The sequence below is a fragment of the Acidocella sp. genome, assembly GCF_036489515.1.
Lineage (GTDB): Bacteria > Pseudomonadota > Alphaproteobacteria > Acetobacterales > Acetobacteraceae > Acidocella.
The window spans coordinates 60,203-85,615 of the sequence record NZ_DASXFO010000056.1 but is presented as its reverse complement, the minus strand read 5'-3'; the positions used below and the strand labels follow the sequence as shown (position 1 = coordinate 85,615).

Annotated in this window: 21 protein-coding genes; 11 read left to right on the top strand and 10 right to left on the bottom strand. The window is 63.1% G+C overall.

Features of this window, described 5'->3' with window-relative positions; translation table 11 throughout:
- Positions 1-64 precede the first annotated feature (64 nt).
- The 6 genes from VGG47_RS08915 (at position 65) to VGG47_RS08890 (ending at position 7,729) form a co-directional block, all read left to right on the top strand.
- The gene (locus tag VGG47_RS08915) at positions 65-1,006 is read left to right on the top strand and encodes a 3-hydroxyacyl-CoA dehydrogenase NAD-binding domain-containing protein (protein ID WP_331537604.1); all 942 of its coding nucleotides are present in this window, start codon (positions 65-67) and stop codon (positions 1,004-1,006) included.
- Positions 1,003-2,238: an alpha-hydroxy acid oxidase gene (locus VGG47_RS08910; protein ID WP_331537602.1), complete on the top strand. Its 1,236-nt coding sequence runs from the start codon at positions 1,003-1,005 to the stop codon at positions 2,236-2,238. The genes VGG47_RS08915 and VGG47_RS08910 overlap by 4 nt, the downstream gene beginning before the upstream one ends.
- Before the next feature lie 297 nt (positions 2,239-2,535).
- A complete protein-coding gene (locus VGG47_RS08905; protein WP_331537600.1) occupies positions 2,536-3,000 on the top strand; it encodes a GlcG/HbpS family heme-binding protein in 465 nt (154 codons plus the stop codon).
- Between the two features lie 500 nt (positions 3,001-3,500).
- Entirely contained in the window at positions 3,501-6,347 is a 2,847-nt protein-coding gene (locus VGG47_RS08900; RefSeq protein WP_331537598.1) for a ribonucleoside-diphosphate reductase subunit alpha, read from the top strand.
- Positions 6,348-6,532: 185 nt separating this feature from the next.
- Positions 6,533-7,597 (top strand): ribonucleotide-diphosphate reductase subunit beta, encoded by a 1,065-nt coding sequence (locus VGG47_RS08895; RefSeq protein WP_349256821.1) that lies wholly within the window; start codon positions 6,533-6,535, stop codon positions 7,595-7,597.
- Complete coding sequence (locus tag VGG47_RS08890; protein WP_331537594.1) at positions 7,598-7,729, top strand: hypothetical protein; 132 nt, start codon at positions 7,598-7,600, stop codon at positions 7,727-7,729.
- A gap of 28 nt (positions 7,730-7,757) precedes the next feature.
- Here the strand turns inward: VGG47_RS08890 and VGG47_RS08885 are convergent, their stop codons facing one another.
- A complete protein-coding gene (locus VGG47_RS08885; protein ID WP_331537592.1) occupies positions 7,758-10,658 on the bottom strand; it encodes an EAL domain-containing protein in 2,901 nt (966 codons plus the stop codon).
- Positions 10,659-11,239: 581 nt separating this feature from the next.
- On the opposite strand from VGG47_RS08885, the gene VGG47_RS08880 reads away from it, so the two are divergent.
- Together VGG47_RS08880 and VGG47_RS08875 are read left to right on the top strand one after the other, a co-directional pair.
- Positions 11,240-12,367, top strand: coding sequence for a zinc-dependent alcohol dehydrogenase family protein (locus VGG47_RS08880; RefSeq protein WP_331537590.1), 1,128 nt, complete (start codon positions 11,240-11,242; stop codon positions 12,365-12,367).
- A 201-nt stretch (positions 12,368-12,568) separates the two neighbouring features.
- The gene (locus VGG47_RS08875) at positions 12,569-13,606 is read left to right on the top strand and encodes a fumarylacetoacetate hydrolase family protein (protein WP_331537588.1); all 1,038 of its coding nucleotides are present in this window, start codon (positions 12,569-12,571) and stop codon (positions 13,604-13,606) included.
- A gap of 146 nt (positions 13,607-13,752) precedes the next feature.
- Here the strand turns inward: VGG47_RS08875 and nadC are convergent, their stop codons facing one another.
- The 4 genes from nadC to VGG47_RS08855 all read right to left on the bottom strand — a co-directional run bounded on the left by nadC (position 13,753) and on the right by VGG47_RS08855 (position 18,260).
- Positions 13,753-14,601, bottom strand: coding sequence for a carboxylating nicotinate-nucleotide diphosphorylase (gene nadC, locus VGG47_RS08870; RefSeq protein ID WP_331537586.1), 849 nt, complete (start codon positions 14,599-14,601; stop codon positions 13,753-13,755).
- A 178-nt stretch (positions 14,602-14,779) separates the two neighbouring features.
- Entirely contained in the window at positions 14,780-16,201 is a 1,422-nt protein-coding gene (locus VGG47_RS08865) for an L-aspartate oxidase (RefSeq protein WP_331537584.1), read from the bottom strand.
- On the bottom strand, positions 16,198-17,160 hold the full coding sequence (nadA, locus tag VGG47_RS08860) for a quinolinate synthase NadA (RefSeq protein WP_331537582.1): 963 nt from the start codon (positions 17,158-17,160) through the stop codon (positions 16,198-16,200). The genes VGG47_RS08865 and nadA overlap by 4 nt, the downstream gene beginning before the upstream one ends.
- 209 nt (positions 17,161-17,369) lie before the next feature.
- Positions 17,370-18,260 carry an NUDIX hydrolase gene (locus tag VGG47_RS08855; protein WP_331537580.1) on the bottom strand — a complete coding sequence of 297 codons (891 nt, stop codon included), beginning with the start codon at positions 18,258-18,260 and terminating at the stop codon, positions 17,370-17,372.
- A gap of 212 nt (positions 18,261-18,472) precedes the next feature.
- Here VGG47_RS08855 and VGG47_RS08850 point away from each other — a divergent pair, with 212 nt between their 5' ends.
- Together VGG47_RS08850 and VGG47_RS08845 are read left to right on the top strand one after the other, a co-directional pair.
- On the top strand, positions 18,473-19,672 hold the full coding sequence (locus VGG47_RS08850; protein WP_331537578.1) for an MFS transporter: 1,200 nt from the start codon (positions 18,473-18,475) through the stop codon (positions 19,670-19,672).
- 294 nt (positions 19,673-19,966) lie between these two features.
- Complete coding sequence (locus tag VGG47_RS08845) at positions 19,967-20,509, top strand: lipocalin family protein (protein WP_331537576.1); 543 nt, start codon at positions 19,967-19,969, stop codon at positions 20,507-20,509.
- 120 nt (positions 20,510-20,629) lie between these two features.
- On the opposite strand, the gene VGG47_RS08840 is transcribed toward VGG47_RS08845, so the two are convergent.
- From VGG47_RS08840 to VGG47_RS08825, 4 genes are all read right to left on the bottom strand, one after another.
- A complete protein-coding gene (locus tag VGG47_RS08840) occupies positions 20,630-22,225 on the bottom strand; it encodes a SulP family inorganic anion transporter (RefSeq protein WP_331537574.1) in 1,596 nt (531 codons plus the stop codon).
- Entirely contained in the window at positions 22,222-22,350 is a 129-nt protein-coding gene (locus tag VGG47_RS08835) for a hypothetical protein (protein WP_331537572.1), read from the bottom strand. The genes VGG47_RS08840 and VGG47_RS08835 overlap by 4 nt, the downstream gene beginning before the upstream one ends.
- A gap of 23 nt (positions 22,351-22,373) precedes the next feature.
- Entirely contained in the window at positions 22,374-23,357 is a 984-nt protein-coding gene (locus VGG47_RS08830) for a 2-hydroxyacid dehydrogenase (RefSeq protein WP_331537570.1), read from the bottom strand.
- Between the two features lie 151 nt (positions 23,358-23,508).
- Positions 23,509-23,871 (bottom strand): helix-turn-helix domain-containing protein, encoded by a 363-nt coding sequence (locus VGG47_RS08825; RefSeq protein WP_331537567.1) that lies wholly within the window; start codon positions 23,869-23,871, stop codon positions 23,509-23,511.
- A 164-nt stretch (positions 23,872-24,035) separates the two neighbouring features.
- On the opposite strand from VGG47_RS08825, the gene VGG47_RS08820 reads away from it, so the two are divergent.
- Positions 24,036-24,491 (top strand): Fur family transcriptional regulator, encoded by a 456-nt coding sequence (locus VGG47_RS08820; protein WP_331537564.1) that lies wholly within the window; start codon positions 24,036-24,038, stop codon positions 24,489-24,491.
- A gap of 148 nt (positions 24,492-24,639) precedes the next feature.
- On the opposite strand, the gene VGG47_RS08815 is transcribed toward VGG47_RS08820, so the two are convergent.
- Positions 24,640-25,413, bottom strand: a complete 774-nt coding sequence (locus VGG47_RS08815) for a metal ABC transporter permease (protein WP_331537562.1) — start codon at positions 25,411-25,413, stop codon at positions 24,640-24,642.

Genomic DNA, 25,413 nt, shown 5'->3' with positions numbered 1-25,413 from the left:
CACTGTCCGCGTCGGACAGCTGCAAGATGACCGGAAAATCATCAGCGGGGGAGGGATTGCGGAAATGGAAGCAAAAGAAAAGACCGTCGCGCGGATCGGTATCGTCGGCGCGGGCCTGATCGGCGCCCATTGGGCGGCGTATTTCTTGGCGCAGGGTTTTGAGGTTTCGGCCTTTGACCCCTATCCGGGCGCGGCCGCGCGTGTTGCCGCCCTCGTCGCCGAGATCTGGCCGGTGATGCGGCAGGCGGGGCTTGTGCGCATCGCGGGTGAGCCCCCAGCGGTGGCTTTCGCGTCGCTGCGGGAGGTTTGCGGCCGCGCCGACTTCATCATGGAGAACGGCCCGGAGACGGTGGAGGCGAAGACGGCGCTGATCGCGGACATCGATGCCATGACCGCGCCCGAGGTGATCATCGCGAGCAGCAGCTCCTCACTGCTGCCGAGCGACTACCAGAGCCGGGCGGCGCACCCAGGCCGCGTGCTGGGCGCTCATCCGTTCAACCCGCCTTCGCTCATCCCCCTGGTCGAAATCGTGCCCGGCCGGTTGACCGAGGCTTCGTCCGTCGAATGGGCGATGAAATTTTTCAAGGGAATCGGCAAACATCCGATCCATGTGCGGCGGGAGCAGGCGGGGTTTGTCGCCAACCGCATGACCGCGGCGCTGTTCCGCGAAGCGGTCGACCTCGTCGCCTCCGGCGTGGCGACGGTGGAAGACGTCGACGCGGCGATTTGCCAGGGGCCGGGCCTGCGCTGGGCCGTTATGGGGCCGCATCTTTTGTACCATCTGGGCGGCGGGGATGGCGGTTACCGGCACTATCTGGAACATCTGGGCCCGTCCCAGGAAGCGCGCTGGGCAACACTGCGGACCTCGAACCTGACGCCTGACTTGCGCGAACAGCTCATCGCCGGCGTCGAGGACGAGTTGCGTGCCTTGGGGATAGAGGCGCCGGCACGGCAGCGCGACCAGGCGCTGTGCGAGATCCTGCGACTGCGCGTGGCTGCGCCATGAGCTCGCCGGCCGGTCATATGGAGACCTTCGCGCGCGACATCAGGACCGCTTCCCGTACCGAGCCCGCTTTGCCGCGGTCGCTCCGCCGCTTTTTGTGCCTGGAGGATTTCGAGCCTGCCGCGCGCCGGCGCCTGCCGCGCCAGATCTATGGCTATTACGCAGGTGCTGCGGAGACGGGGGCGGCTTTCAGGGCCAGCCGGGAGGCGTATCAGCGGCTCGCCCTCATGCCCCGCATGCTGGTGGACACGCGCGCCCGCGCGACGGCGCAGGCGCTGTTCGGCACCAGCTACAGCCTGCCCGTCGGCATCGCGCCGATGGGGCTTTCGGGGCTTTCGACCTTTCAGGGAGACCTTGTGCTGGCGCAGGCGGCGCGGGCCGAACAGGCGCTGATGGTGGCGAGTGCCACCTCGCTCATCCCGCTGGAACGTCTGGCATCGGAAGGGGGCGCGCGCTGGTTTCAGACCTATTTGCCGGGCGAGCCGGACCGGATCGAGGCCATGCTCGCCCGCGTGGCGGCAGCGGGCTACGAGACATTGGTGCTGACCGCGGATGTTCCCGTCGCCGCCAACCGCGAAAATAACGTCAGGACGGGCTTCTCGATGCCCCTCAAACCCAGTGTGCGGCTGCTGTTGGACGGGATGAGCCATACGCCCTGGTCGCTCATGACCTTCGGGCGGACGCTGCTTCGCGGCATGCCGCACTTTGAGAACATGGACGCGTTCCGCGGCCCTGCCATTCTGTCCCGCACCGTCGAACGTGCGGTCGGCGCGCGCGACGGTCTCTCCTGGACTCATCTCGCGCTCATGCGCCGCCTCTGGAAGGGCAAGCTGGTCATCAAGGGCATCCTTGCGCCCGATGACGTGGCACTGGCGCGCGAGGCCGGGGTCGACGGCGTGTGGATCTCCAACCATGGCGGGCGACAGCTGGACACCGCCGTCGCCCCCCTGGCGGTGCTGCGTGAAGCGGTGGCACAGGCCGGGGAGATGGCGGTGATGATCGATGGCGGCATCAGGCGGGGCACGGACGTTCTCAAAGCCCTGGCGCTCGGCGCCGATTTCGTCTTCGTCGGGCGCCCCTTTCTGTTCGCCGCGGCCGCCGCCGGGGCGGATGGCGTGCGCCACGCGTTGCGGCTGATGCAGACGGAGATCGCGCGCGACATGGCCATGCTCGGGATCGACCGGCTGGACGCGCTCGGACCTCACTTCGTGCGTCAGGTGGATGCGCCGCCGTGAAGTAAGGAAAGCGGCCGCTTTTTGAAAAAAGCGGCGCAAACACTTTTGGCTATGCTGGGCCATGGGCGTTGTCGGCGACAATGCCCATGGCCCAGCATGGGTTCGCTCTTGTCGGGATGTCTTATCGAACCGACGCATGTGGAAAATAGTAAGAATACATTTGCCTTAGTGACGCGCCTTTGGCAGGCCCGTGCGCATGACGGTCGTATCAACGACCTGTCCCACATTGGAGAGACTTCGGCCATGCGTCACATTGCGCCCGTGCTCGTTACTCGTATTTTCCTGGGAGTTTTCGCTATGAGTTCTGTTGCTGTCAGTGCCCATGCGGCGCCGTTGACGGCGACATACGCGGTTCTTACCAACGCGGGAGCGCAGGCCGCGGTGAAGGCTGCGGAGCAGATGGCCGCTGAGTTGAAGGCGCCCTCCGCGATTGCCGTGGTTGATCAGAGCGGCAATCTGCTGGCGTTCGAGCGTCTCGACGGCGTGCGCGTCGGCAGCATCGACCTTGCCATCGGCAAAGCGCGCTCCGCGGCGCTCCTGCAACGGCCGACCATTGAGATGGAGGATAACATCAATAAAGGCCGGACGGCCTTCGTGACCGCCGGATTCATGGCGCTGCGCGGCGGCGTTCCCATCCGCGTGAACGGCCAGGTTGTCGGGGCGATTGGCGTCGCGGGCCTGAATAAGGACAACGACGTCACGATCGCCACCGCCGCCGCTCAGAAGGTCGAGGCTGAGGCGGAAGGGACCGCGTCGCACTGACGGCGTGGCTTAGGCAAGCGAAGGGGAAGGCTACTTTTTGTGAACAAAAAGTAGCAAAAAAACTTTTTTAATGCTGGGTCATGGGCGTTGTCGATGACAATGCCCATGACCCAGCTGAGCCAAAAATTTTTGCGCCGCTTTTTTTAAAAAGCGGCTGCTTTCCTTGATCTGGGAGTCCTACTTGGCGTTCACTTCGGAGTGGGGCGCAACCACTGGATGTTGACGCCGGGGACAAAATCATAACAATATCTAGTTATCATGGTCGCCCGAATCGTCGATTTGGGATGAGGCGATCCGGTGTGTCGAAGGGCGGCGCCGGTGTTGTTTTTGCACCTGGAAGGGACGCGCCGCAACGGTGCGCCGCCTGTCAGGAGCCCGGCCGTGGCAAAAAGTTTCCGCGGGCGAGGTGTCCAGTGGATCGCCTGTGGGGCCATGGCCGTCGTGCCGTGGTGTCGTCATGCGGCCGCTGATCCTGGCCCCCAACAGATGGGGTTAAGTCGATGTCAGCTGCTTTCGAAATTGACCGCGCCGTGTCCGTGTCATCGGGGGCGCCGGCCTACCAGGTGATCCGGCGCAATGGCGCGGTGACTGCCTTCGACGCGTCCAAGATCGCGGTGGCGATGACCAAGGCGTTTCTGGCGGTCGAGGGCAACACGGCGTCCGTCTCGCGTCGCGTCCATGACATTGTCGCCGGTCTCACCGACCAGGTGGTGACCAGCCTGGCGCGCCGCGCCGATGCCGGGCGCACCTTCCATATCGAGGACGTGCAGGATCAGGTCGAACTCGCGCTGATGCGCGGCGAGCACCAGAAGGTCGCCCGCGCCTACGTGCTCTATCGCGAGGAGCGGACCAAGGAGCGCGCGCGCAAGGACTCCGAGGCCGCTTCGCTGGCAGCACCGGCGCCGAAGTTGCGCATGACCGCGGCGGACGGATCGCTGGTCGCGCTTGATGTCGTGCGGCTTGCCACGGTGGTCGCGGAAGCCTGCGACGGGCTGAGCGACGTGCAGGCCGCGCCCATCCTCGAAGAGGCGCATCGCAACCTCTATGACGGCATCTCCCTCGACGAGCTGGCGCTGGCGCCGATTCTCGCGACCCGCACGTTGATCGAGACCGAGCCGAACTATGCCAAGGTCAGCGCACGCCTGCTGCTCGACAAGATGCGCCGCGAGGCGCTGAGCTTTCTCGCGGGCGCGCCCGCGCAAGCGACGCATGCGGAAATGGCGGCGCGCTACGGCGCGTATTTTCATGACTACGTGAAAGCCGGCGTCGCGGCCGAACTGCTCGATCCCGAACTCGGCAATTTCGATCTGCCGCGTCTGGCCGCCGCGCTGAAACCTGCGCGCGACCTGCAATTCGACTTCCTCGGCCTGCAGACGCTCTATGACCGCTATTTCCTGCATGTGCGGGGCACCCGTATCGAGCTGCCGCAGGCGTTCTTCATGCGCGTCGCCATGGGTCTTGCTTTGCGCGAGACCGAGCGCGAGGCCAAGGCGATCGAGTTCTATGATCTGCTGTCCTCGTTCGACTTCATGGCCTCGACGCCGACCCTGTTCAATGCCGGCACGCGCCGCCCGCAGCTCTCCTCCTGTTTCCTTACCACGGTGCCGGATTCGCTCGACGGCATCTTCAAGTCCATCAAGGACAACGCCCTGCTGGCCAAATATTCCGGCGGGCTCGGCAATGACTGGACTCCGGTGCGCGGGCTTGGCGCGCATATCAAGGGCACCAATGGCGAGAGCCAGGGCGTGGTGCCGTTCCTGAAGGTCGCCAACGACACCGCGATCGCGGTGAACCAGGGTGGCAAGCGCAAGGGCGCGGTTTGCGCCTATCTCGAGACCTGGCACATCGACATCGAGGAATTCCTCGATCTGCGCAAGAACACCGGCGACGACCGCCGCCGCACGCATGACATGAACACCGCCAACTGGGTGCCGGACCTGTTCATGCAGCGCGTCGCCGCCGATGCCGGCTGGACCTTGTTCTCGCCCAACGAAACCGCGGATCTGCACGATCTTTATGGCCCCGCCTTCAAGACCGCCTATGAAGCCTATGAAGCGCGCGCCGCGCGCGGCGAGATGGCGGTGTTCAAGCAGGTGCGGGCGAGCGATCTCTGGCGGCGCATGCTGACCATGCTGTTCGAGACCGGACATCCCTGGGTCACCTTCAAGGACCCGTGCAACATCCGCTCGCCGCAGCGTCATGTCGGCGTGGTGCATTCCTCCAATCTCTGCACCGAGATCACGCTGAATACCTCGGCCGACGAGGTCGCGGTCTGCAATCTGGGTTCGGTCAACCTCGCCGCCCATGTGACGGAGGCGGGCCTGGACCAGGCGCATGTCGCGCGCACGGTGAAGACCGCCATGCGCATGCTCGACAACGTGATCGACATCAATTTCTACACGATCCCGGAAGCACGGCATTCCAATCTGCAGCATCGTCCGGTTGGGCTCGGCATCATGGGCTTTCAGGACGCGCTGCAGACGCTGCGCCTGCCTTACGCTTCGACGGACGCTGTGAGCTTCGCCGATGAGAGCATGGAGGTGATCAGCTTTCACGCCCTCTCCGCCTCGGTCGATCTTGCCGCGGAGCGCGGGCGTTATGCGAGCTTCGAAGGCTCGCTGTGGTCGCAGGGCGTGCTGCCGATCGATTCCCTCGAGTTGCTGGCGCAGGCCCGTGGCGGCCTCGATCTCGACCGCTCATCGAAGCTCGACTGGGCTGGCTTGCGCCAGCGGGTGATGCGCACGGGCATGCGCAACTCCAACACCATGGCGATTGCGCCGACGGCGACCATCTCCAACATCTGCGGCGTCTCGCAGTCGATCGAGCCTGCGTATCAGAACCTGTTCGTCAAATCGAACATGTCGGGCGATTTCACGGTGGTGAACGCGGCGCTGGTGCGCGACCTCAAGCAGCGCGGGCTGTGGGATGAGGTGATGGTCGCGGACCTCAAATATTTCGACGGCGGCGTCAGCGAGATCGACCGCATTCCCGAAGAGATCAAGGCGCTCTACGCGACCGCTTTCGAGATCGACTCGTCCTGGCTGATCGAGGCCGCGGCGCGCCGGCAGAAATGGCTCGACCAGTCGCAGTCCCTGAACCTCTACATCGCCAATCCGTCGGGCCGGCATCTGAACGCGCTCTACCGGTTGGCCTGGGAGCGCGGCTTGAAGACGACCTATTATCTGCGCTCGCGTTCGGCGACCCATGTCGAGAAATCGACGCTGCGCGGCACTGACGGCAAGCTCAATGCGGTATCCGCGAGCGTGCCGGCGCCGGAAGCGGAAGCGTCCGAGCCGTGGGGCAAAGCCTGTGCGATCGACGATCCCACCTGCGAAGCGTGCCAATAAGCGACGATGTGATCGCTGGAGCATGATTGTTTTGGATCAATCATGCTCTAGTTCTTTTTGTACGAGCGGTTCCATCGCTCCAGGGCAGGTTCCGTTCGCGTATGTTCACGGAATTTGCTCGAGAGTTGTGTTTTAGCGAGCAACTTTATCCGATCGGATGTTGCTCTAGTGGAGAGAAGAAGACGATGCTCGACTGGCCCCAAACGGCACCCCAAACGGCGACGCCAACCGGCGGTCGTGTTTCCATCGACGAAAAGGCGATGATCAATTGCCGTGCGGATGTGAACCAGCTGCTGCCGCTGAAATATCGCTGGGCCTGGGATAAATATCTGTCGGCCTGCAACAACCACTGGATGCCGACCGAAATCTCCATGCAGGCTGACATCGCGCTGTGGAAGTCGCGCGACGGCCTGACCCAGGACGAGCGCCACGCGATCAAGCGCAATCTCGGTTTCTTCGCCGCGTCCGAAAGCCTGGTGGCCAATAACATCGTGTTGGCGATCTACCGGCATCTCACCAACCCCGAATGCCGCCAGTATCTGCTGCGCCAGGCCTTCGAGGAGGCCGTGCACACTCACACCTTCCAATACGTCGTCGAAAGCCTCGGCCTCGACGAGGGCGAGCTGTTCAACATGTATCGCGAGGTGCCCTCGATCACGGCCAAGGCCGCCTGGGCGCTGAATTTCACCCGCCATCTCGATGATCCGAATTTCCGTACCGGCACGCCGGAGACGGATCAGGCGCTGCTGCGCGACCTGATCGCGTTCTATGTGATCTTCGAGGGCATGTGGTTCTATACGGGTTTCGCGCAGATCCTTTCGCTCGGCCGGCGCAACAAGATGGTCGGCATCGCCGAGCAGTATCAATACATCCTGCGCGACGAGAGTCTGCACCTGAATTTCGGCATCGATGTGATCAATCAGATCAAGATCGAAAATCCGCACCTATGGACAGCTGCGTTTCAGGACGAAGTGCGCGGCATGGTCAGGGACGCGGCGGAGCTTGAAGCGGCTTATAGTCGCGACACCATGCCGCGCGGCTTCCTCGGCCTGAACGCGGCGCTGTGCGAGCAGTACATGCATTTCATCGCCAACCGCCGCTGCGCGCAGATCGGTTTGTCCGCGGTTTTCGCCGAAACTGCGAATCCGTTTCCGTGGATGTCCGAGGCGATGGATCTCAAGAAGGAGAAAAACTTCTTTGAGAGCCGGGTGATCGAATACCAGAACGGTGGCGCGTTATCCTGGGAGTAAGTGAAGCAGCCGCTTTTTGAAAAAGGCGGCGCAAAAACTTTTGGCTATGCTGGGCCATGGGCGTTGTCGGCGACAAAGCCCATGGCGCAGATTCATAAAGTTTTTTTACTACTTTTTGTTCACAAAAAGTAGCCTTTCCTTCACTTCCTGCTTTGGTCCTTTAGGCACAGGTGGTATTCTGCAGGTGCTGCAAAAGTGCTGCTTCTGTCCCGGGTTTTCCGAACAGATAGCCTTGCGCGAATTGGCAGCCAAGTCGTCTGACATGCTCTAACTGCTCGGGCGTTTCGACACCTTCTGCCGTGACCTGTAGCTTCAATGCCCTCGTTATGCCCATGATAGCCTCCAGGATCGGCAGCGTTCCCAAGGAGTTTGTTGACTTGCGGATGAACGACTTGTCGATTTTCACGATGTCGAATCGGAAAGTGTCGAGATAGGAGAGGGAGGAATATCCTGTTCCGAAATCGTCCAGGACGAGCTTGACGCCGAGATTTTCCAGCTCGTTCATCGTATATAAATTCGATGAGTCCTTCGAGAAAAAAACGGATTCCGTGATTTCAAGCCGCAGCCTGTCAGGCGTCAGGCCCGACAGCTGCAAGGTGTTGGAAACGGTTTGCACGATATCGTCAAGCTCGAACTGCCGTGGTGAAACGTTCACGGAGATGTTCACATGTTCAGGCCAGCGCTGGGCGGCATTGCATGCCTGGCGGAGAACCCAGGCGCCGATGTCGCAAATCAGGCCGCTATCCTCGGCGATCGGAATGAACTCCACGGGGGGGATGATGCCGTGCGTCGGGTGGCGCCATCGCAGCAAGGCCTCGGCGCTGACGATCGAACAATCCGCTGTACGGACGATCGGCTGAAACTCAAGAAACAATTCTTCGTTTTCAAGGGCTGTCATCAAATCGAGCCGCAGCCGATGCGCTTTGTCGAATTTCTCCTGCATGTCGGGATGGAAGAAACGGAAATTGCCCTTGGCATTTGTTTTGGTCTGATAGAGCGCGATATCGGCCTGCTTATAGATGGCTTCGGCGTCCGCTGTATCTTCTGTCGAGATCGAGACGCCGATGGACATGCTGGCCGCAACGACCAGCTCGTTGATGACGAAACCGCGTCCCATGGCGCGCAGAATGCGTTCCGCCAGGCTCACGGCTTCAGCTGGAGTCTCGATGTCGGTCTGCGCCAGCATGAACTCGTCGCCTCCTGCTCGCGCCAGAAAATCGCCTGGGCGGAGCAGGGGAGAGAGGCGCTTGACGACCTGTTGCAACAGCCCGTCGCCGACCGGATGACCGTGGACGTCATTAATGTCCTTGAAATTGTCCAGGTCCAGACAGAGCAGGGCCGTGTGTTTGCCTTGTGCCTGTTGCGCGAGGGTCTCTCCGAGACGCGCAAAAAATTCGCCGCGATTGAGCGTACCGGTCAGGAAATCGTGACGGGCGGCCTGGCTCAGCTGCTCTTCGGCCCGCTTTTTGTCAGAGATATCGCGCAGAAACACCGAGACGTTCTCGGTGTTCGTATAAATATTCACCTCTAACCAGATTTTTAAACGGTAGCAGAAGTATGTAAAATTCGCATTTTCGCCCAACACCACGCCGCGATTGATGGCTTGCGCGATACGAGATGGTGGCTCAGCCACAAAAATCTCTCTGACGCGCAGATTGCTCAGAGGTGATCCACAACCGAACAGCTTGGTGGCTTGCGCATTCGCATATTTCATGTGCCCTGTTCTGTCGAACACGATCACCGCATCTTTTGCGGCTTCCAGAACGCGGAAGGCCAGAGCCTCCGAGGTCTTCCGGGCCGCTTCAGCGGCATATCGGTCGGTGACGTCCTCCATCGTTCCGTACCAGCGAACGATCTGGCCGAGATGATTGAAGCGCGCCGCGGCGCGGGAGCGAAACCAGCCGAACCGACCGTCGGGCAGTTTGACACGATATTCGATGTCCAGGGGACGGCCGCTCGCCAAGCAGTCCTTCCAGGATGCGGTCACCCAGGCGCAGTCATCAGGATGGAGTGCTGCTACCCAGCCATAGGAAAGCGTCTCTTCCTTGGTCATTCCTGTTAGCTGGTACCATTTCGGCCCGGCCTCGAGAGTGCCGCCATCCGGTCCGGCCGTCCATGGAATTTGCGGGTGGAGTTCCACCATATGGCGATAATGATCCTCGCTGTCGCGCAGCGCCGCTTCGATGTTGCGGAAATCCGTGATGTTTTGGCTGGTCCCGCGCAGCTGGGTCACGCTGCCATCCGGCTGCACGATCGGCTCGACATGGGTGAGGATATTTTGAACGACCCCGTCAGGCTGAACGACCCGGCATTCGAGCGTAACGGGAGATTTTGAGTGGAGTGCCGTATAATAAGAGGCCATGGCACGATCATAGTCGTCTGGATGGTGCAACAACTTGATCTGGTCGTAGGTGACCGGCGCTTCGGAGGGCGGCAAGCCCATGATCTGCCGGAGCTCGCGCGAGAAATGGATCGATCGGTTTTGCACGTCCCAGCGCCATGACACCACCTTCGCCAGGCGGTGGGTGGCTTCGAGCTCCCTGGTTCGCTCGGCGAGCTCGCGGGAGAGGGCGGACAGCTTGGCGGCGTTTTCCCGGAGCCGCGCGTTCTGAAGTTTCAGCTGCTCGGCCAGGGAGCGCGTGGTGGTGATGTCCGTGGTGGTGCCGACCATGCGCAGCGGGCGTCCATCCTCGGCCCGCTCGGTCACCTTGCCGCGGCTCAGGACCCATTTGTAGTTGCCGTCTTTGCAGCGGATCCGGTGTTCGGTTTCATAGAACGCCGTCCGTTGATCAAAATGCGCCCGCATCGATTCCTGCACATAAGCAAGGTCGTCAGGATGAAGCCTTAAATAGCTTTCCTCGATTAGATTTTGCGGTCTTTCATGAGAATAGCCCAGAATGGCGAACCATGTGGCAGAGTAACGAATTTCATTCGTGACGACGTTTCGGTCCCAGACGCCGGTGCCGCTGCCATCGAGTGCCACTTCCCATATGTCGGAAAAATCTCGGATGTCCGTGGCGCTGGTTCCCCCCGCTTTGCCATTGCTGCGATCGCTGGTCACACTACGCACGTCCCTTCGGGAGATTACTTTAGGTTGCGATCGAATGTTCCAAAAATGCTCCGTTAGGTCAAGGTAAGTAATTTCCGGGCGCGGCGGCGGTGTTATGGTAAGTATAAAAACTTCTCGTAAGCATAATTTTCTTCTCAAGTCATAAAAACTAACCTCCCGTTTCGCGCCGTGAAGTGTGCTGATAAGCTGGGTTGAGACGGGTTGTCGGCGCTCAGCCGTGGTTGCCACGGTCAATGCTCGTTCGGCGCGGCGATGGAGGCGCTGCCGAATCGGCCCGGTGGTGGAGACCCGCTCAAAGGCCAGGCCGGCAGAGCCAAAACGCCGTCGTTCAAACGACTCGGGCGCGCGCGGCACCCGTCATTGACACGAAAATTTTTTCGGCACAGTCTGCCTTCCGAAAAATCAAAATTGGGTTGGGAAGCGCACCGGCCGGCATGTCCGGCGCTGGATTGGTTGCTGCTTGTCAGGAAAAACGTCGGCGGTTTAGCGCATCTGTACGTTGGAAGCCGGGGAAGGAGACATCAATTGAGTCAAAACCATCGCTGCCATGGCGACTCGGAAAGAACGCGCGCATGAAAACCCGCGCGGCCGTCCTGCGTCAGTCGGGTCTGCCACTTCCCTATGCCGAGAGCAAACCACTCAGCATCGAGACGGTGGATCTCGCCCCGCCCGGTCCCGGCGAGGTGCTGGTGCGCATCGCCGCCGCCGGCATCTGCCATTCCGATCTGTCCGTGGTCGAGGGGCTGCGCCCGCGGCCACTGCCCATGGTGGTCGGCCATGAATCCGCCGGCATCGTCGAGGCGGTCGGGCCGCTGGTCGAGGATCTGCGGCCCGGTGATCATGTGGTCTCGGTCTTCGTGCCGATGTGCGGTCACTGCCTGCCCTGCGCCGAGGGCAGGCCGGCTTTGTGCGAGCCCGGCGGTCAGGCGAACGTCAACGGCACGCTGCTCTCCGGGGCGCGCCGCCTCAGTTGCGAGGGCGTGCCGCTCAGCCACCAGACCGGCGTGTCCTGCTTCGCCGAGCATGCCGTAATGTCCCGCCATTCGCTGATCAAGGTGGACCCGGACTTGGCCCTGGAGGAGGCGGCCTTGTTCGGATGCGCCGTGCTCACCGGTGTGGGGGCGGCGTTCAACAGCGCCCGGGTGCGGCCGGGCAGCACGGTCGCGATCATCGGCCTGGGCGGCGTCGGTCTGGCCGGGCTGCTGGGCGTGGTCGCCGCCGGGGCGGGCCGCATCATCGCCATCGACACCAATGAGCGCAAGCTGGAGACTGCGAAAGCCCTTGGCGCCACCGACCTGTTCAACGCGTCCGACGAACATGTCGTGCAGGCGGTGCGCGACGCCACCCGGGGCGGCGTGGACACGGTGCTGGAACTGGCCGGCGCCGTGGCGGCGCTGGAGCTGGGCTACAACATCGCCCGTCGCGGCGGCGAGCTGGTCACCGCCGGCCTGCCGCCGCCGCAGGCGCGTTTGTCGATTCCGGCCGTCACGCTGACAGGCGAGGAACGGACGATCCGCGGCTCCTATATGGGCAGCGCCGTGCCGATCCGCGATCTGCCGCGCTATATCGGCCTGTACCGGCGCGGTCTTCTGCCGGTGGACCGCCTGGTCACGCATCGGCTGGGGCTCGAGGATATCAATCTCGGCATGGACCGGCTGCGTGAAGGCACGGCCATCCGGCAGATCATCACCAGCTTTTAGGAAGGCAAGGCTACTTTTTGTGAACAAAAAGTAGCAAAAAAACTTTGTTAGTTTGGGCCAGGGCTTTGTCGGTGACAACGCCCATGGCCCAGCATAACAAAAGTTTTTGCGCCGCTTTTTTCAAAAAGCGGCTGCTTTCCCCTATCCGAAACGCTCTAACCGGCTCATCAAGGCCGCAACCAAACAGGGGAGACTAAATAGATGGACAACGCACGACGTAATTTTCTCAAGCTCGGCACGGGCGCCGCGGCCGGTACGCTGATGGCGAGTCCGGTCGCCGCGACGACCAAGATTCTGGTTCCGCCCCCGGCTGCGGGCCGCTCGGCGCTGCGCCTCGTCACGTTCAGCCCGCAACCCGGCACGGCGCCGCGCGTCGGTGTGGTCACGGCCGAGGGGATGGTCGTGGATGTCGGCGCCGCCGCGCGGGCCAATAACATGACGCTCGCTTTCGACCCGTCGAGCATGCTCTCGCTGATCGCCGCCGGACCGCAGGCGCTGGCCCAGGCGCAGCGCTGCGCGGCCTATGAGAGCACGCTCTCCGTCAACAGCGTGCGGCTCTACGCGCCGATTCCCGTGCCCCAGCGCAATGTCTACGCGGTCGGCTGGAATTATCTCGAGCATTTCGGCGAGAGCCTGACGGCGCGCGCCGCCAAGGCCAAGCTGCCGGCGCATCCGGTATTCTTCACCAAGGGCACGCATACGGTGAACGGCCCGTTCGACCCGATTCCGTTCAACCCGGCGGTCTCGACAATGATCGACTGGGAAGGCGAGCTCGCGGTGATCATCGGCAAGCGCGGCACTAACGTGAGCGAAAGCGACGCCATGAATTACGTGTTCGGCTATAGCGTGATCAACGACACCACGGCGCGCGACATGCAGGTGGACCATGGCGGACAATGGTTCAAAGGCAAGAGCCTGGACGGGCACGGCCCGATCGGCCCCTGGATCGTCCCCGCCGCCGACATAGATTATAACGACCTGAACCTCACCACGCGGGTGAACGGCGTGGTCAAGCAGCACATCAACACGCGGCAGATGTATTTTAAAGTCCCGCGCCTGATTGCGGAACTCTCGCTCGGCCTGACCCTGGAACCGGGCGACATCATCGCCACCGGCACCCCGTCCGGCATCGGCGCCGCCCGCACCCCGCAGGAATTTCTCAAGCCCGGGGACATCATGGAAACCGAGATCGACCGCATCGGCACGATCCGCAATGAGATCCGCTCGGTGAACAGTTAGAGCAAGAAGGAAGGCTACTTTTTGTGAACAAAAAGTAGCAAAAAAACTTTACGAATCTGGGCCATGGGCGTTGTCCTCGACATCGCCCGTGGCCCAGCATAACAGAAATTTTTGCGCCGCTTTTTTTAAAAAGCGGCTACTTTCTTCTACCCCGCAAAATCCAAGCCGATATCCAGCACCCGTGAACTGTGGGTCAGCCAGCCGGCAGAGATAAGATCCACACCCGCTTCCGCGATCGCAGGGGCGGTTTGCGCGCTCACCCGGCCGGAGGCCTCGGCGATGGCGCGGCCGCGGATCAGGGCCACAGCCTCGCGCAGCATGTCGGGCGTCATATTGTCCAGAAGCACCGCGTCCGGCCGCTCGGTCAGTGCCTCGTCCAACTGTGCCAGCGTATCGACCTCGACCTCGATTTTCACCAGATGGCCGACCTGCGCGCGGGCGCGGCGGATGGCGATGGTCACGCCCCCGGCGATGGCGATGTGGTTGTCTTTGATCAGCACCGCGTCATCGAGGCCAAAACGGTGATTGGCGCCGCCGCCGGCCCGGACCGCGTATTTTTCCGCGAAACGCAGGCCCGGTGTGGTCTTGCGCGTGCAGGTGATTTTCGCCCGCGTGTGGCTGATGCTGTCGGCGATGCCGGCGGTCGCCGTGGCGATGCCGCTAAGCCGGCCGAGGAAATTCAGCGCGACGCGCTCGGCGGTGAGAATGCCTCGTGCCGGCCCGTTGATGCGGGCGATCACCGCGCCGGGCTGCACCCGTGCACCATCCTGGATCAGAACGGCAAAGGCGATCTCCGGATCGACCAGCCGAAAGGCGAGGCGGGCAAAATCCAGCCCGGCGACGGCGCCCGGCTCGCGTGCCACCATGGCGACCCGCGCTTGCGTGCCGGACTCGATCACCGCATCGGTGGTGATATCGCCGGCGCGCCCGAGATCCTCCAGCAGGGCGGCGCGCACGCAGGGTTCGATCAGCAGGTCCGAGAGTTTTGTCAGCATCGTGAATGATCCTCAGAGAGATATCGCAAGCAAGGGAAGGGGAAGGACTACTTTTTGTGAACAAAAAGTAGCAAGAAAACTTTGTTATGCTGGGTCATGGGCGTTGTCGCCGACAACGCGCATGACCCAGCATAACAAAAGTTTTTGCGCCGCTTTTTTCAAAAAGCGGCTGCTTTCTTCAGGCAGCCTGGTTGGCAAAGCTTGGATCGTCCCGCCGTGCATGCGCGCCGATCGAGACCGGCCGGGCGAAGGCGGCTTGCGCGATCATCAGCGCGAGTTGCGCCGCGCTGTTCTCCGTTGCCAGCGGCGTGAGGCGGGAAATCGCGCTGTGCAGCCCCGTTGCGTCGCGCAGCACGCCGAGATGGGTGGACATGATGTCGCGCACAGGTTCGGCGTCCGGCCGTGGCGGCAATTTTTGCTCCGGTAACGCTTGCACCGGTTTCGCTTCGCGGGACGCCATATCCTGCCCCGCTTGCGCGCCGCACACCGCGGCTTCGAGCAGCGAGTTGCTGGCCAGCCGGTTGGCGCCGTGCAGCCCGGTGCAGGCGACTTCGCCGGCGGCGTAGAGGCCGGGAACGCTGGTCCGGCCCCGCGCATCCACCGCCACGCCGCCCATGTGGTAATGCGCCGCGGGGCGCACCGGGATCGGCTGCGTCGCCGGATCGATGTTGGCGCCGGCGCAGATCGCGCTGATGGCGGGGAAGCGGGTGGCAAAGCGCGCGCCGATCATGCGGGCGTCGAGAAACACGCGATGCCCGTCCGCCTGATGCGCGAACACGGCGCGGGCCACCACGTCGCGCGGCGCCAGATCGCCCCCTGCCATGAAGCGGGCGCCGGTCTCGTCGATGAACACCGCGCCTTCGCCGCGCACCGCTTCGGAGATCAGGGGCAAAGAGGGGCCGCTGGCGTCCAAAGCGGTGGGGTGGAACTGCACGAATTCCAGATGCCGCACTTGCGCGCCGGCCTCGGCGGCGAGGATCAGCCCGGTGCCGATCGCCCCCGGCGGGTTGGTGCTGTAGCGGAACAACCCGCCGATGCCGCCGGTAGAGAGCAGCACGCGGTCGGCGGGCAGGGTAACGGGGCCTGAGGCAGTCTCCGCCAGCACGCCCACAATCTCACCGTCGCGGACCAACAATTTCCGGGCTGCGGCGGAGAAAAATTCAATCGAGGCGGTGGCGCGCGCGGCGCTGATCAGCGCGCGCATGATTTCCGCGCCGGTCTGGTCGCCATTGGCGTGCAGAATGCGCGGGCGCTGATGCGCCGCCTCCAGCCCGCGCGCCAGATTTTGCGCGGCGTCGCGGTCGAAGCGCACGCCGGAGCGGACCAGAAAGTCGATCAAGGCCGGCCCGGCCTCGACGATGCGGCGCACCGCAGCACCATCGCACAGCCCGGCGCCGGCTTTGAGCGTGTCGGCGATGTGCAAGGCCGGGCTGTCGTCAGCGCCGATCGCCGCGGCCAGCCCGCCTTGCGACCAGGAACTGGCGGCACCATCGCCGAGCCCGGCCGGGTTGAGCAGTCGCACCGGGGCCGGGGCGGCGGCGAGGGCGGCCATCAGCCCGGCGATGCCGCCGCCGATGATCGTGATGGGGGCCTGGGTCATTTAACTGCCAGCATACGCTCGACAGACAGGCGGGCCGGGGCGAAATGTTCCGCGTCAATCACCACCTCGGTCTGCATCGTCTCCAGCGCGGCCCGGATGTTTTTGAGCGTGATGCGCTTCATATGCGGGCAGAGATTGCAGGGGCGGATGAATTCGATGGCCTGATTCTGCTGCGCGATATTGTCGCTCATCGAGCATTCGGTGATCAGCGCCACCCGTGCGGGTTTTTGGGTCGTGACGAAGTTGGCCATATCGGCGGTGGAACCGGCATAATCGGCGACGGCGACGACCTCCGGCGGGCATTCGGGATGCGCCAGGATCACCACGCCCGGATGGCTGGCGCGCAAGGCCAGAATATCGGCGGCGGTGAAGCGCTCATGCACTTCGCAATGCCCGGCCCAGGTGACGATTTGCACCTTCGTCTCACGGGCGATGTTCTGCGCCAGATACTCGTCCGGCAGCATGATCACCTTCGGCACCCCGAGGGATTCGACGATTTTCTTTGCATTGCCGGAGGTGCAGCAGATGTCCGATGCCGCCTTCACCGCCGCCGAAGTATTCACATAGGCCACGACCGGCACGCCGGGATGCGCCGCGCGCAGGAGCGCAATATCGGCCGGGGTGATGGATTCCGCCAGCGAGCATCCGGCCTTCGCATCCGGGATCAGCACGGTCTTTTCCGGATTTAGCAACTTCGCCGTCTCGGCCATGAAATGCACGCCGGCCAGCACGATCACATCGGCATCGACCTTTGCCGCCTCGCGCGCCAAGGCCAGGCTGTCGCCCACGATGTCCGCGACGCCGTGGTAGATTTCCGGCGTCTGGTAGTTGTGTGCGAGAATGACGGCGTTGCGCGAGCGCTTGAGCATCAGGATGGCGCGTACATCCTCCTCCATGGTGGCCCACTCAACGGGCGGGATGACGTGGCTGACGCGCTCATAGATCGGATCAAAAGGCATTTTTGCCCTCCCAATTATACTCAAGATGAGTATAAGTTTACGATGCAGTTATACTCACCTTGAGTATAAACAGGCAAGCGCAAGGGAAGGCTACTTTTTGTGAACAAAAAGTAGTTTTCTGCGCCTTTGGGCCCGCGCTGTTCCAGCGCCACAGGCCCAGCATCCAAAAAGTTTTTGCGCCGCTTTTTTTAAAAAGCGGCTGCTTTCTTTTAGCGGGTCAGCGGCAGCTTGGTGCCCGAGAATTCCCGTTCTTCCAGCACCGAAGCCCGGAAACGGAACAGTTTTGCGGGGCGCCCGGCGAGACCCGCCGAGACCTGTCCCGTCTCTTCGACCAGATCCTGCTGCTCGATCAGCCGGCGGAAATTCGGCTTGTGCAGGGTCTGGCCGGCCAGCGCTTCGATCGCCTGCTGCAGCTCCAGCATGGTGAAGGTGCTGGGCAGGAGCTCGAACACCACCGGCCGGTATTTGATTTTCGCGCGCAGCCGGGCGATCGCCGTAGCCAGGATGCGGCGATGGTCATGCGTCATCGCCGCCCCCGGCAGCGGGTCGGCTGGCTGGCTGGGCCGGGCGCGGATCGCTTCCTGCACCAGCTCGGCTTCAAAGAGCAACTCGTAGCGCTGCAGCACCAGCTCCTCGTTCCAGAGCCGTCCCTCCTGGCCGAACAGGCCGGCGACCCGCAAGCGCCGGGCCGTGTCGTTACCGCTCCAGGCGGCGAGCCGGGGCAGGATCACCCGGGAGATCAGCGTCGACGTCCGCCGCCGGTCCTCCCAAGGGAAATAAGTGTACCAGTTGCACCAGGCGGTTTCCGGGTCGGTCGCGGGCCCCTCCCGGCTGAGCCCCAGATAGCTGATGGAAATGCTGCGAAACTGGTGCAGGCGCTGCTGATCGGCGAAGGTATAGAGCTGCTCGACATAGCCGAGCGGATGATGCGTCTGCCGCTCCACCCAGGCGCGCAACCCGGCCTGCAGCGAGCGATGCCCGGTCTCCAGCTGCCCGGACGGCAAGGCATAGCCCGATTCGATGGTCAGCACGCGCGGATCGCCATTGGTGACGGCGACCAGAACGGCGATCAGTTCGGCTTGGACCGGGTCATGGCTCATCGCTGCGTTGTGCCGCATTTGTGAGGATTTCGGAAGCTGGAACAAGGGGTTGAGGCAAGAGGCGCCGGGTGCGGTGAGAAGCGTTCAGGGGGATTATAATATAAAATTGATAGCTGGCATTAGAATTATCTATTTGAATGATTGCTGATATCGCGGCATTGGTGCGCTGCACATAAGTCGCGCAGTTTATTCCCAATAAAGACGAGGTTGAAGTGGATCCTAACCAACACGGGCCGTCACGCAGCGGTGGCCACGTGGTGCTTGCTTTGTTTGCCCTGGCCATGGGCGGCTTTGCGATCGGCACCACGGAATTCGGCACCATGGGGCTGGTTCCGTATTTCGCGCCCAGTCTGCACATCAGCGTGCCGGACGCAGGGCATGTGATCAGCGCCTATGCCCTGGGCGTGGTGGTCGGCGCGCCGATCCTGGCGGTGGCCGCGGCGCGGCTGTCGCGCCGCACGGTGCTGATCGGGCTGATGGTGAGTTTCGCGGTGGCAAACGGCCTCAGCGCCTTCGCCTCCGATTATCACTGGATGCTGTTTTTCCGCTTCCTGTCCGGGCTGCCGCACGGCGCCTATTTCGGCGTCGCGGCGCTGGTCGCGTCCTCGCTGGTGCCGCCGGAGCGGCGCGCGCAGGCGATCTCTCGCGTGCTGCTTGGCCTCACCATCGCCACCATTTTTGGCGTGCCGGCGGCCAATCTCATCGGCCAGTTGGTCGGCTGGCGCTGGGCCTTCGCCCTGGTGGCGGTGCTGGCGCTGACCACCGCCGTGCTGGTCTACGCCCTGGTGCCGGCCGACAAGCCGGCGAAGCACATCAACCCGCTGCACGAGCTGAGCGTGCTCAAGCACCGTCAGGTCTGGCTGGCGCTCGGCATGGGCGCGGTCGGCTTCGGCGGCATGTTCGCGGTGTACACCTATCTGGCCTCGACGCTGATGGACGTGACCCACGCCTCCGCGGCGGTGGTGCCGATCATGCTCGCGGTGTTCGGCGTCGGCCTCACGGTTGGCAACCTCACCAGCGCCTGGTTCGCCGACAAGGCGCTGATGCCGACGGTGGCCGGCGTGCTGGTCTGGACCGCGGCGGCGCTGGCCCTGTATCCGTTTGCCATGCATTCGCTGTGGCCGATGGCCATCGTCGTGTTCCTGGTCGGCGGCGGCGGTGGCCTGGCGACGCCGCTGCAGGCGCGGCTCATGGAAGTGGCGGAAAATGCGCAGACTCTGGCGGCGGCGCTCAATCACAGCGCCTTCAACACCGCCAACGCGCTCGGCCCCTGGCTCGCCGGCATGGCGATCGGCGCCGGCTTCGGCTGGCAGTCGGCCGGCTGGGTCGGCTGCGCTTTGACCCTGGGCGGTCTGGCCATCTGGGCGGTCTCGGCGCTGGAGGAACGGCGTACGGTGAACGCCACCACCTGACACGGGAGAAAGCAGCCGCTTTTTGAAAAAAGCGGCGCAAAAACTTCTTCTATGCTGGGCCATGGGCTTTGTCAGCGACAACGCCCATGGCCCAGCATTAATAAAGTTTTTTGCTACTTTTTTGTTCACAAAAAGTAGCCTTCCTCTTCCTTTGCTTATCGATTGAATTTTCTGCGCCTCGCGCGCAAGCTGGCGCCTGCCATCGGACGGGATCGCCATGCACGATCGTCTGTATTTTTGCGCCGCCTCCGCTCTGGTCCCGGAATCATGAAGGCTAGGAGCAAAGGTCTTCGCTTGGCTCTGCCGGGCTTGGCGGTGGTGACCGCGAGCCTGCTCCTGGCAGGCTCGGTGACGGCACAACGCAGCGGCAATCCGGCCGTGCCGGAACCGCTGAAACCGGTCGACCTGCCGCGTTATCTCGGCCGTTGGCACGAGTTCGCCCGCTACGACAATCGCTTCGAACGACGTTGCGAAGCGGTCACGGCCGAGTATTTTCAACGCCCGGACGGGCTGATCGGGATCGTCAGCACCGCGCGCCGCCGCCGTCCCGACGGTCCGGCTCGGGTTGTCACCGGGCGCGCCAAAATCATACCCGGATCCGGCAATGCCAAATGGCGCGTGGCGTTTTTCTGGCCATTTTTCTGGGGCCATTATTGGGTGCTGGATCATGACGACGGCTATAACTGGGCGGTCGTCGGCGAACCCTCCGGAAAATATTTGTGGATTTTGACACGCGAAGTGGTGCCGGAGATCGCCGTCCAGGAATTGCTGGTGGCGCGGGCGCGGGCGCTGGGTTTTGACACGTACCGCCTGCACCGCACCGTGCAGCCGGCTTAGGCAAGGCCAGGCTACTTTTTGTGAACAAAAAGTAGCAAAAAACTTTTTTAATTTGGGCCATGGGCACTGCCGGTGACAACGCCCATGGCCCAGCATAAAAAAGTTTTTGCGCCGCTTTTTTCAAAAAGCGGCTGCTTTCTTCTGCGCCGCCGCAAAAGCATCGGCGACGCTGCGATAGCTGCGCTGGTCGGCAAGGTCAGCGGCGCCGACGCGGCGTAGCGCGTCGCGGATATGGTCCTTGATCCGCGCCAGCAGGAGAGTTTTTCCGGCCCGCGCGAGCCCGGCATCGAAATCGCTCAGCGCGTCCAGCGCCGTGCTGTCCAGGTCGGGGCTTTCCTCCATCGAGAGGACGATGATGCGGCTCCCGGCGGCGCGTGCCGTGATGGTCGCCAAAATCTCTTCGGCATTCGCGAAGAACAAGGGCTCGGCCGGGCGGAGGATCAAAATCTCCTTCTCGGTACGCGCCTCGGGATGGCGTGCCAGGTCGACGAAATCATGGCTGTCGCCGATCTGGCCGAGCTCGCTGACCCGCGCCGCCGAGAAACGCTGCAGCAAAGCCAGCAGCGAAAACCCCACGGCGATCAGCATGCCATCCAGCACGCCCAAAGCCAGGACGGCGACCACCGCGGCGGTGGCGACATACTGGTCGCGATCGATGCGCCAGAGGCGGAGCAGGGGGGAGAGGTCAAGCGCGTGAAACAGCGAGGCGATGACCACCGCGCCCAATACCGGGGCGGGCAACAAGGCGATGATGCCGCGTCCCCAGAGGCCCAGGAGCAAGATGACGGCCATCGCGGCGAGCCCGGCCAGGCGGCTTTTGGCACCGGCAGCCTCTGCCGCCGAGGACGCCGAAAATCCGGCGCCGACCGGCATGCCCTGCAGCAGCCCGGCCCCCAGATTGGCGCAGCCGAGCGCCAGCAATTCCCGGTTGGTGCTGACCTTGTCGCCATGCGGCAGCGCCAGGCCGCGGATCGAGCTCCAGGATTCGGCGAACAGGATGAGGAACAGCGGCAGCGCGATTTCCACGACGCCGGTCCAGTTCTCGGGGGATAAAGACGGCCAGGCCAGGTGCAGCGGCGCCAGGGCGATGGGTCCGACGAGCGCCACATGCCAGGCGCGCAGGTCGATGACGGCCGAGAGCAGGATGCCGGCGCTCAGCACCAGAAGCGCGCCAGGCACGGCAGAGAACCGGCGCAGCCCCAACAAGGCGGCCAGCGCTGCCGTGCCGAGCAGCAAAGACGGCACGTGCCACTGCGGCAGCGCGCGGAGCAGAGTCCACAACAGCGGCAGCACCAGGCCGCCGGCTTTCACGCCGGTGAGCGCCGGGAGCTGTTTCACGGTGATGGTAACGGCGATACCGAAACTGAAACCACGCAGCACCGGGCGGGATATGAAGCTCGCCAGCCCGCCCACCCGCGCCACCCCGGCGATGAGGAAGCACGCGGCGGCGGCGAGGACCGCGGCGGTGGTGACGGCTTCGACCGGCGCGTTCCGGCTGTGCATCGAGAGCAGCAAGGCGCCCAGGATCGCGGCGGAGGACGAGGTGGGCGCGACCATGGCGAAACGGCTGCGTCCGCACGCGGCATAGATGCCCAGGCCGACTATGGTGGCGATCAGCCCCTGCGCGGGGGGCAGACCGGCAATGGCGGCATAGGCGATGGCGGAAGGGAGCAGCAGCCCAGCGACCGAAAGCCCGGCCAGCGCGTCGCGGGTCAAAAAGAAAGGGCCGCTTTTTGAAAAAAGCGGCGCAAAAACTTTTGGCCATGCTGGGCCATGGGCGTTGTCGCGGACAAAGCCTCAGGCCCAGCATAAATAAAGTTTTTTTGCTTCTTTTTGTTCACAAAAAGAAGCCTTCCTTTCGCTTTCAGTTAGCCGTCAGCACGTCCGGGTTGACGCAGGTATCCGGCGCCTGGCCGGTCAGCACCTTGATCACGTTGTTCACCGCGATCTCGCCCATCTTGAAGCGCGTCTCCGCCGTTGCCGAGGCAATATGCGGCACGATCACCACGTTATCGAGCTCGGCCAGGCCCGGGGCGAGCGCGGGCTCATCCTCGAACACGTCCAGCCCGGCCCCCCAGATGGTTTTGGCGCGCAGCGCCTCGACCAGGGCCTTCTCATCGACGACGGGGCCGCGCGCGGCATTGATGAGCACGGCGGTTTTCTTCATCTGCTTCAGTTCCGCCGCGCCGATATAATGCTTGGTTGCGGGCAGCAGCGGCACGTGCAGGGTCAGGAAGTCGGATTCCTTCAGCAGCGTCGCCTTGTCGACATAGGTGGCGTTGTGCTCGGCCTCGAAGGCGAGATCGCGGTTCATGTCGCTGTAGATGATCTTCATGTCGAAGCCCGCCGCCTTGCGCGCGACGTTCTTGCCGATCCGCCCCAGCCCGGCGATGCCCAGCGTGCGGCGGTCGACATCCAGGCCGACGAACTGCATCGGCCCCCAGCCGCGCCATGCGCCGGTGCGAAGATAGGCGTCCGCCTCGACGATGCGACGCGCCGTGGCGAGCAGCAGGGTGAAGGTGAGGGTGGCAGTTGCGTCATCCAGAACGCCCGGCGTGTTGGTGAGAATAACCTTGCGCGCGGTCGCCGCCTGCAGGTCGAAATTGTTGAAGCCGACCGCGTAATTCGCGACGATCTTGCATTGCGGGCCGGCCGCATCGAGCAGGCCGCCATCGATCGTGTCCGTGAGCAGGGACACGACCGCGTCCCGGCCGCGGACGTGACGCTTCAACTCGTCATAGCTGAGCGCGCGGTCATCGGGATTCACATCGACATCGAAATGCTCACGCAGCCGGTCGATGCAGGCTTCCGGAATTATGCGCGTGACGTAAACGCTGGGCTTGGTCATGGTGAGGGGGCTCCTTGGAAGGCTAAGGTTTCATGGAGCAAGTTGGCGATCTCAGAAAGAGGAAAGCAGCCGCTTTTTGAAAAAAGCGGCGCAAAATTTTTTGTTATGCTGGGCCGCGGGCGTTGTCGGCGACAAAGTCCATGGCCCAGAGTTAACAAAGTTTTTTTGCTTCTTTCCCCTTCGCTTGCCCAAGCTGAGGAAGAACTTCCGCCTCGGCGAAATGGTGGTCGGAGGCGAGAGCGCCCAATTCCGTCAGCTTCAATCCCAGCACAAAGCCGCGATCCGGCCGCATGCGCAGCAGGCCGAGCTGTGAGAGCGTGCTCAGCAGGTTATGCGTGCTGCTCTTCGGCAGGCCGAGCCGGCCGCGAATGGCGGTGAAATCAAGCCCAGGGTTTTTCGCCACCAGGTCGAGGATGGCAAAGCCGCGTGTCAGCGCCGGCACCACCGTATCGTTGTTGGGTTTTCGCGACGTCAGCACCGCCGCGGGCGCACCTGGTGCCCCTGTGCCGTCCATGCCCTCTCCCCGATTTGTTCGTTGGTTTGAATAGAGGTTCTGTATTAAATTCCGCTTATCATGGGGGATAAATGCATGCAATAAAAAAGTCCGGCCTGCGCTGCCTGTCGTCCCGCGCGGGATATGTTATACTGTTCAAGGAACAACTGACTTTGAGGGGCACGATGACGGACCAACGCGACGTGCAGCATCGGCTGGATAAGGCCGCTTCCGATTGCGCCAAGGACGGCGCGCAGCTGACGGAACTGCGCCGCGCGGTGCTCGGCCTCGTGCTTGAAGCAGACGGGCCGCTCACCGCCTACCAGCTGCTCGACAAGCTGAAAGAGACCCGCAAGAACGCCGTGCCCGCGACCATCTATCGCGCGCTGGAGTTTTTGCAGGAGCAGAAATTCATCCATCGCATCGAGAAGTTGAACGCCTTCATCCCCTGCACCGAAGCTGACCACCAGCATCATCACGCCGCGCAGTTTCTGATCTGCCGGAAATGCGGCACGGTGGCGGAAATCGAGGATCACGCCGTGCTGCACGCGCTGGAACAGGCGGCCAAGCGCCAGGGCTTTCGCCCCGGCAATGCGGTGATCGAGGTCGACGGCACCTGTGCTGCTTGTTTGGCGAGCTAGGAAGTGAAAGGAAGGCTACTTTTTGTGAACAAAAAGTAGCAAAAAAACTTTGCTATGCTGGGTCATGGGCGTTGTCGGTGACAACGCCCATGACCCAGCATAATAAAAAATTTTTGCGCCGCTTTTTTTAAAAAGCGGCTACTTCCTCCTACTTGAGAAGCCGCCCGCCGATATAACAAAGGCTGGCCAAGCCGCCGACGAAGAAGCCGATGGGCCAGTTGGTGAGGTAGGACAGCGCCACCGCGGCCCAGACCGTCACCAGCGCGATCACCGCTGACAGCACCATGGCCACCGCCGGCCGCGCGCTCAGCGCGCGCGCCGCCGAAGCGGGGCCGACCATCAGGCTGAACACCAGTAGTGCTCCGACCAGCGGTAAGGCAATCGCCGTCGCCAGTGCCAGGATGCCAAGGAATGCGATTTCCGTGAGCCGTGTGGCGATGCCGCCGGACGCGGCGAGGTCCGGCGATACCGCGGAGAGTAGAAGCGGCCGGAACAGCAGCAAAATCGCGGCGATGCAGACCACGGCCATGAGTGCCAGCGGCGGCAGCTCGGCTTCGCTGATGCCGAGCACGTCGCCGAACAGCAGCGCATAGACGCTCTGCGCATATTCCGACGTCAGGCTCAAAAACAGCGTGCCGAGCCCCAGTAACGCGACCAGGCAGAGCGCGGTGGCCACTTCATGCCGCTCCCGCCGCGCCAGTTCGCTGATCCCCGCCACGCCGAGGGCGGCGAACACCACCAGCCCGGCGAACTGGTTGACGCCGAGTAGGGTGGCCGCCGCAGCACCCGGAAAGGCGCTGAGCGGCAGGGCGTGCGCGGCAAAGGTGGCGCCTCGCACCACGACAAAGAACCCGATGCAGCCCGCCACCACCGCCACCAGGCTGGCGGCGATCCAGGTGTTCACCATGAAGTCCGAAAACAT

Coding starts and splice junctions, on each gene's coding strand:
- nadC (WP_331537586.1), bottom strand. CDS start 14,601: ATGCTGACAAAACTCTCGGACCTGCTGATCGAACCCTGCGTGCGCGCC.
- VGG47_RS08875 (WP_331537588.1), top strand. CDS start 12,569: ATGGACAACGCACGACGTAATTTTCTCAAGCTCGGCACGGGCGCCGCG.
- VGG47_RS08855 (WP_331537580.1), bottom strand. CDS start 18,260: ATGAGCCATGACCCGGTCCAAGCCGAACTGATCGCCGTTCTGGTCGCC.
- VGG47_RS08830 (WP_331537570.1), bottom strand. CDS start 23,357: ATGACCAAGCCCAGCGTTTACGTCACGCGCATAATTCCGGAAGCCTGC.
- VGG47_RS08900 (WP_331537598.1), top strand. CDS start 3,501: ATGTCAGCTGCTTTCGAAATTGACCGCGCCGTGTCCGTGTCATCGGGG.
- VGG47_RS08820 (WP_331537564.1), top strand. CDS start 24,036: ATGACGGACCAACGCGACGTGCAGCATCGGCTGGATAAGGCCGCTTCC.
- VGG47_RS08880 (WP_331537590.1), top strand. CDS start 11,240: ATGAAAACCCGCGCGGCCGTCCTGCGTCAGTCGGGTCTGCCACTTCCC.
- VGG47_RS08910 (WP_331537602.1), top strand. CDS start 1,003: ATGAGCTCGCCGGCCGGTCATATGGAGACCTTCGCGCGCGACATCAGG.
- VGG47_RS08825 (WP_331537567.1), bottom strand. CDS start 23,871: ATGGACGGCACAGGGGCACCAGGTGCGCCCGCGGCGGTGCTGACGTCG.
- VGG47_RS08815 (WP_331537562.1), bottom strand. CDS start 25,413: ATGTTTTCGGACTTCATGGTGAACACCTGGATCGCCGCCAGCCTGGTG.
- nadA (WP_331537582.1), bottom strand. CDS start 17,160: ATGCCTTTTGATCCGATCTATGAGCGCGTCAGCCACGTCATCCCGCCC.
- VGG47_RS08865 (WP_331537584.1), bottom strand. CDS start 16,201: ATGACCCAGGCCCCCATCACGATCATCGGCGGCGGCATCGCCGGGCTG.
- VGG47_RS08905 (WP_331537600.1), top strand. CDS start 2,536: ATGAGTTCTGTTGCTGTCAGTGCCCATGCGGCGCCGTTGACGGCGACA.
- VGG47_RS08895 (WP_349256821.1), top strand. CDS start 6,533: ATGCTCGACTGGCCCCAAACGGCACCCCAAACGGCGACGCCAACCGGC.
- VGG47_RS08915 (WP_331537604.1), top strand. CDS start 65: ATGGAAGCAAAAGAAAAGACCGTCGCGCGGATCGGTATCGTCGGCGCG.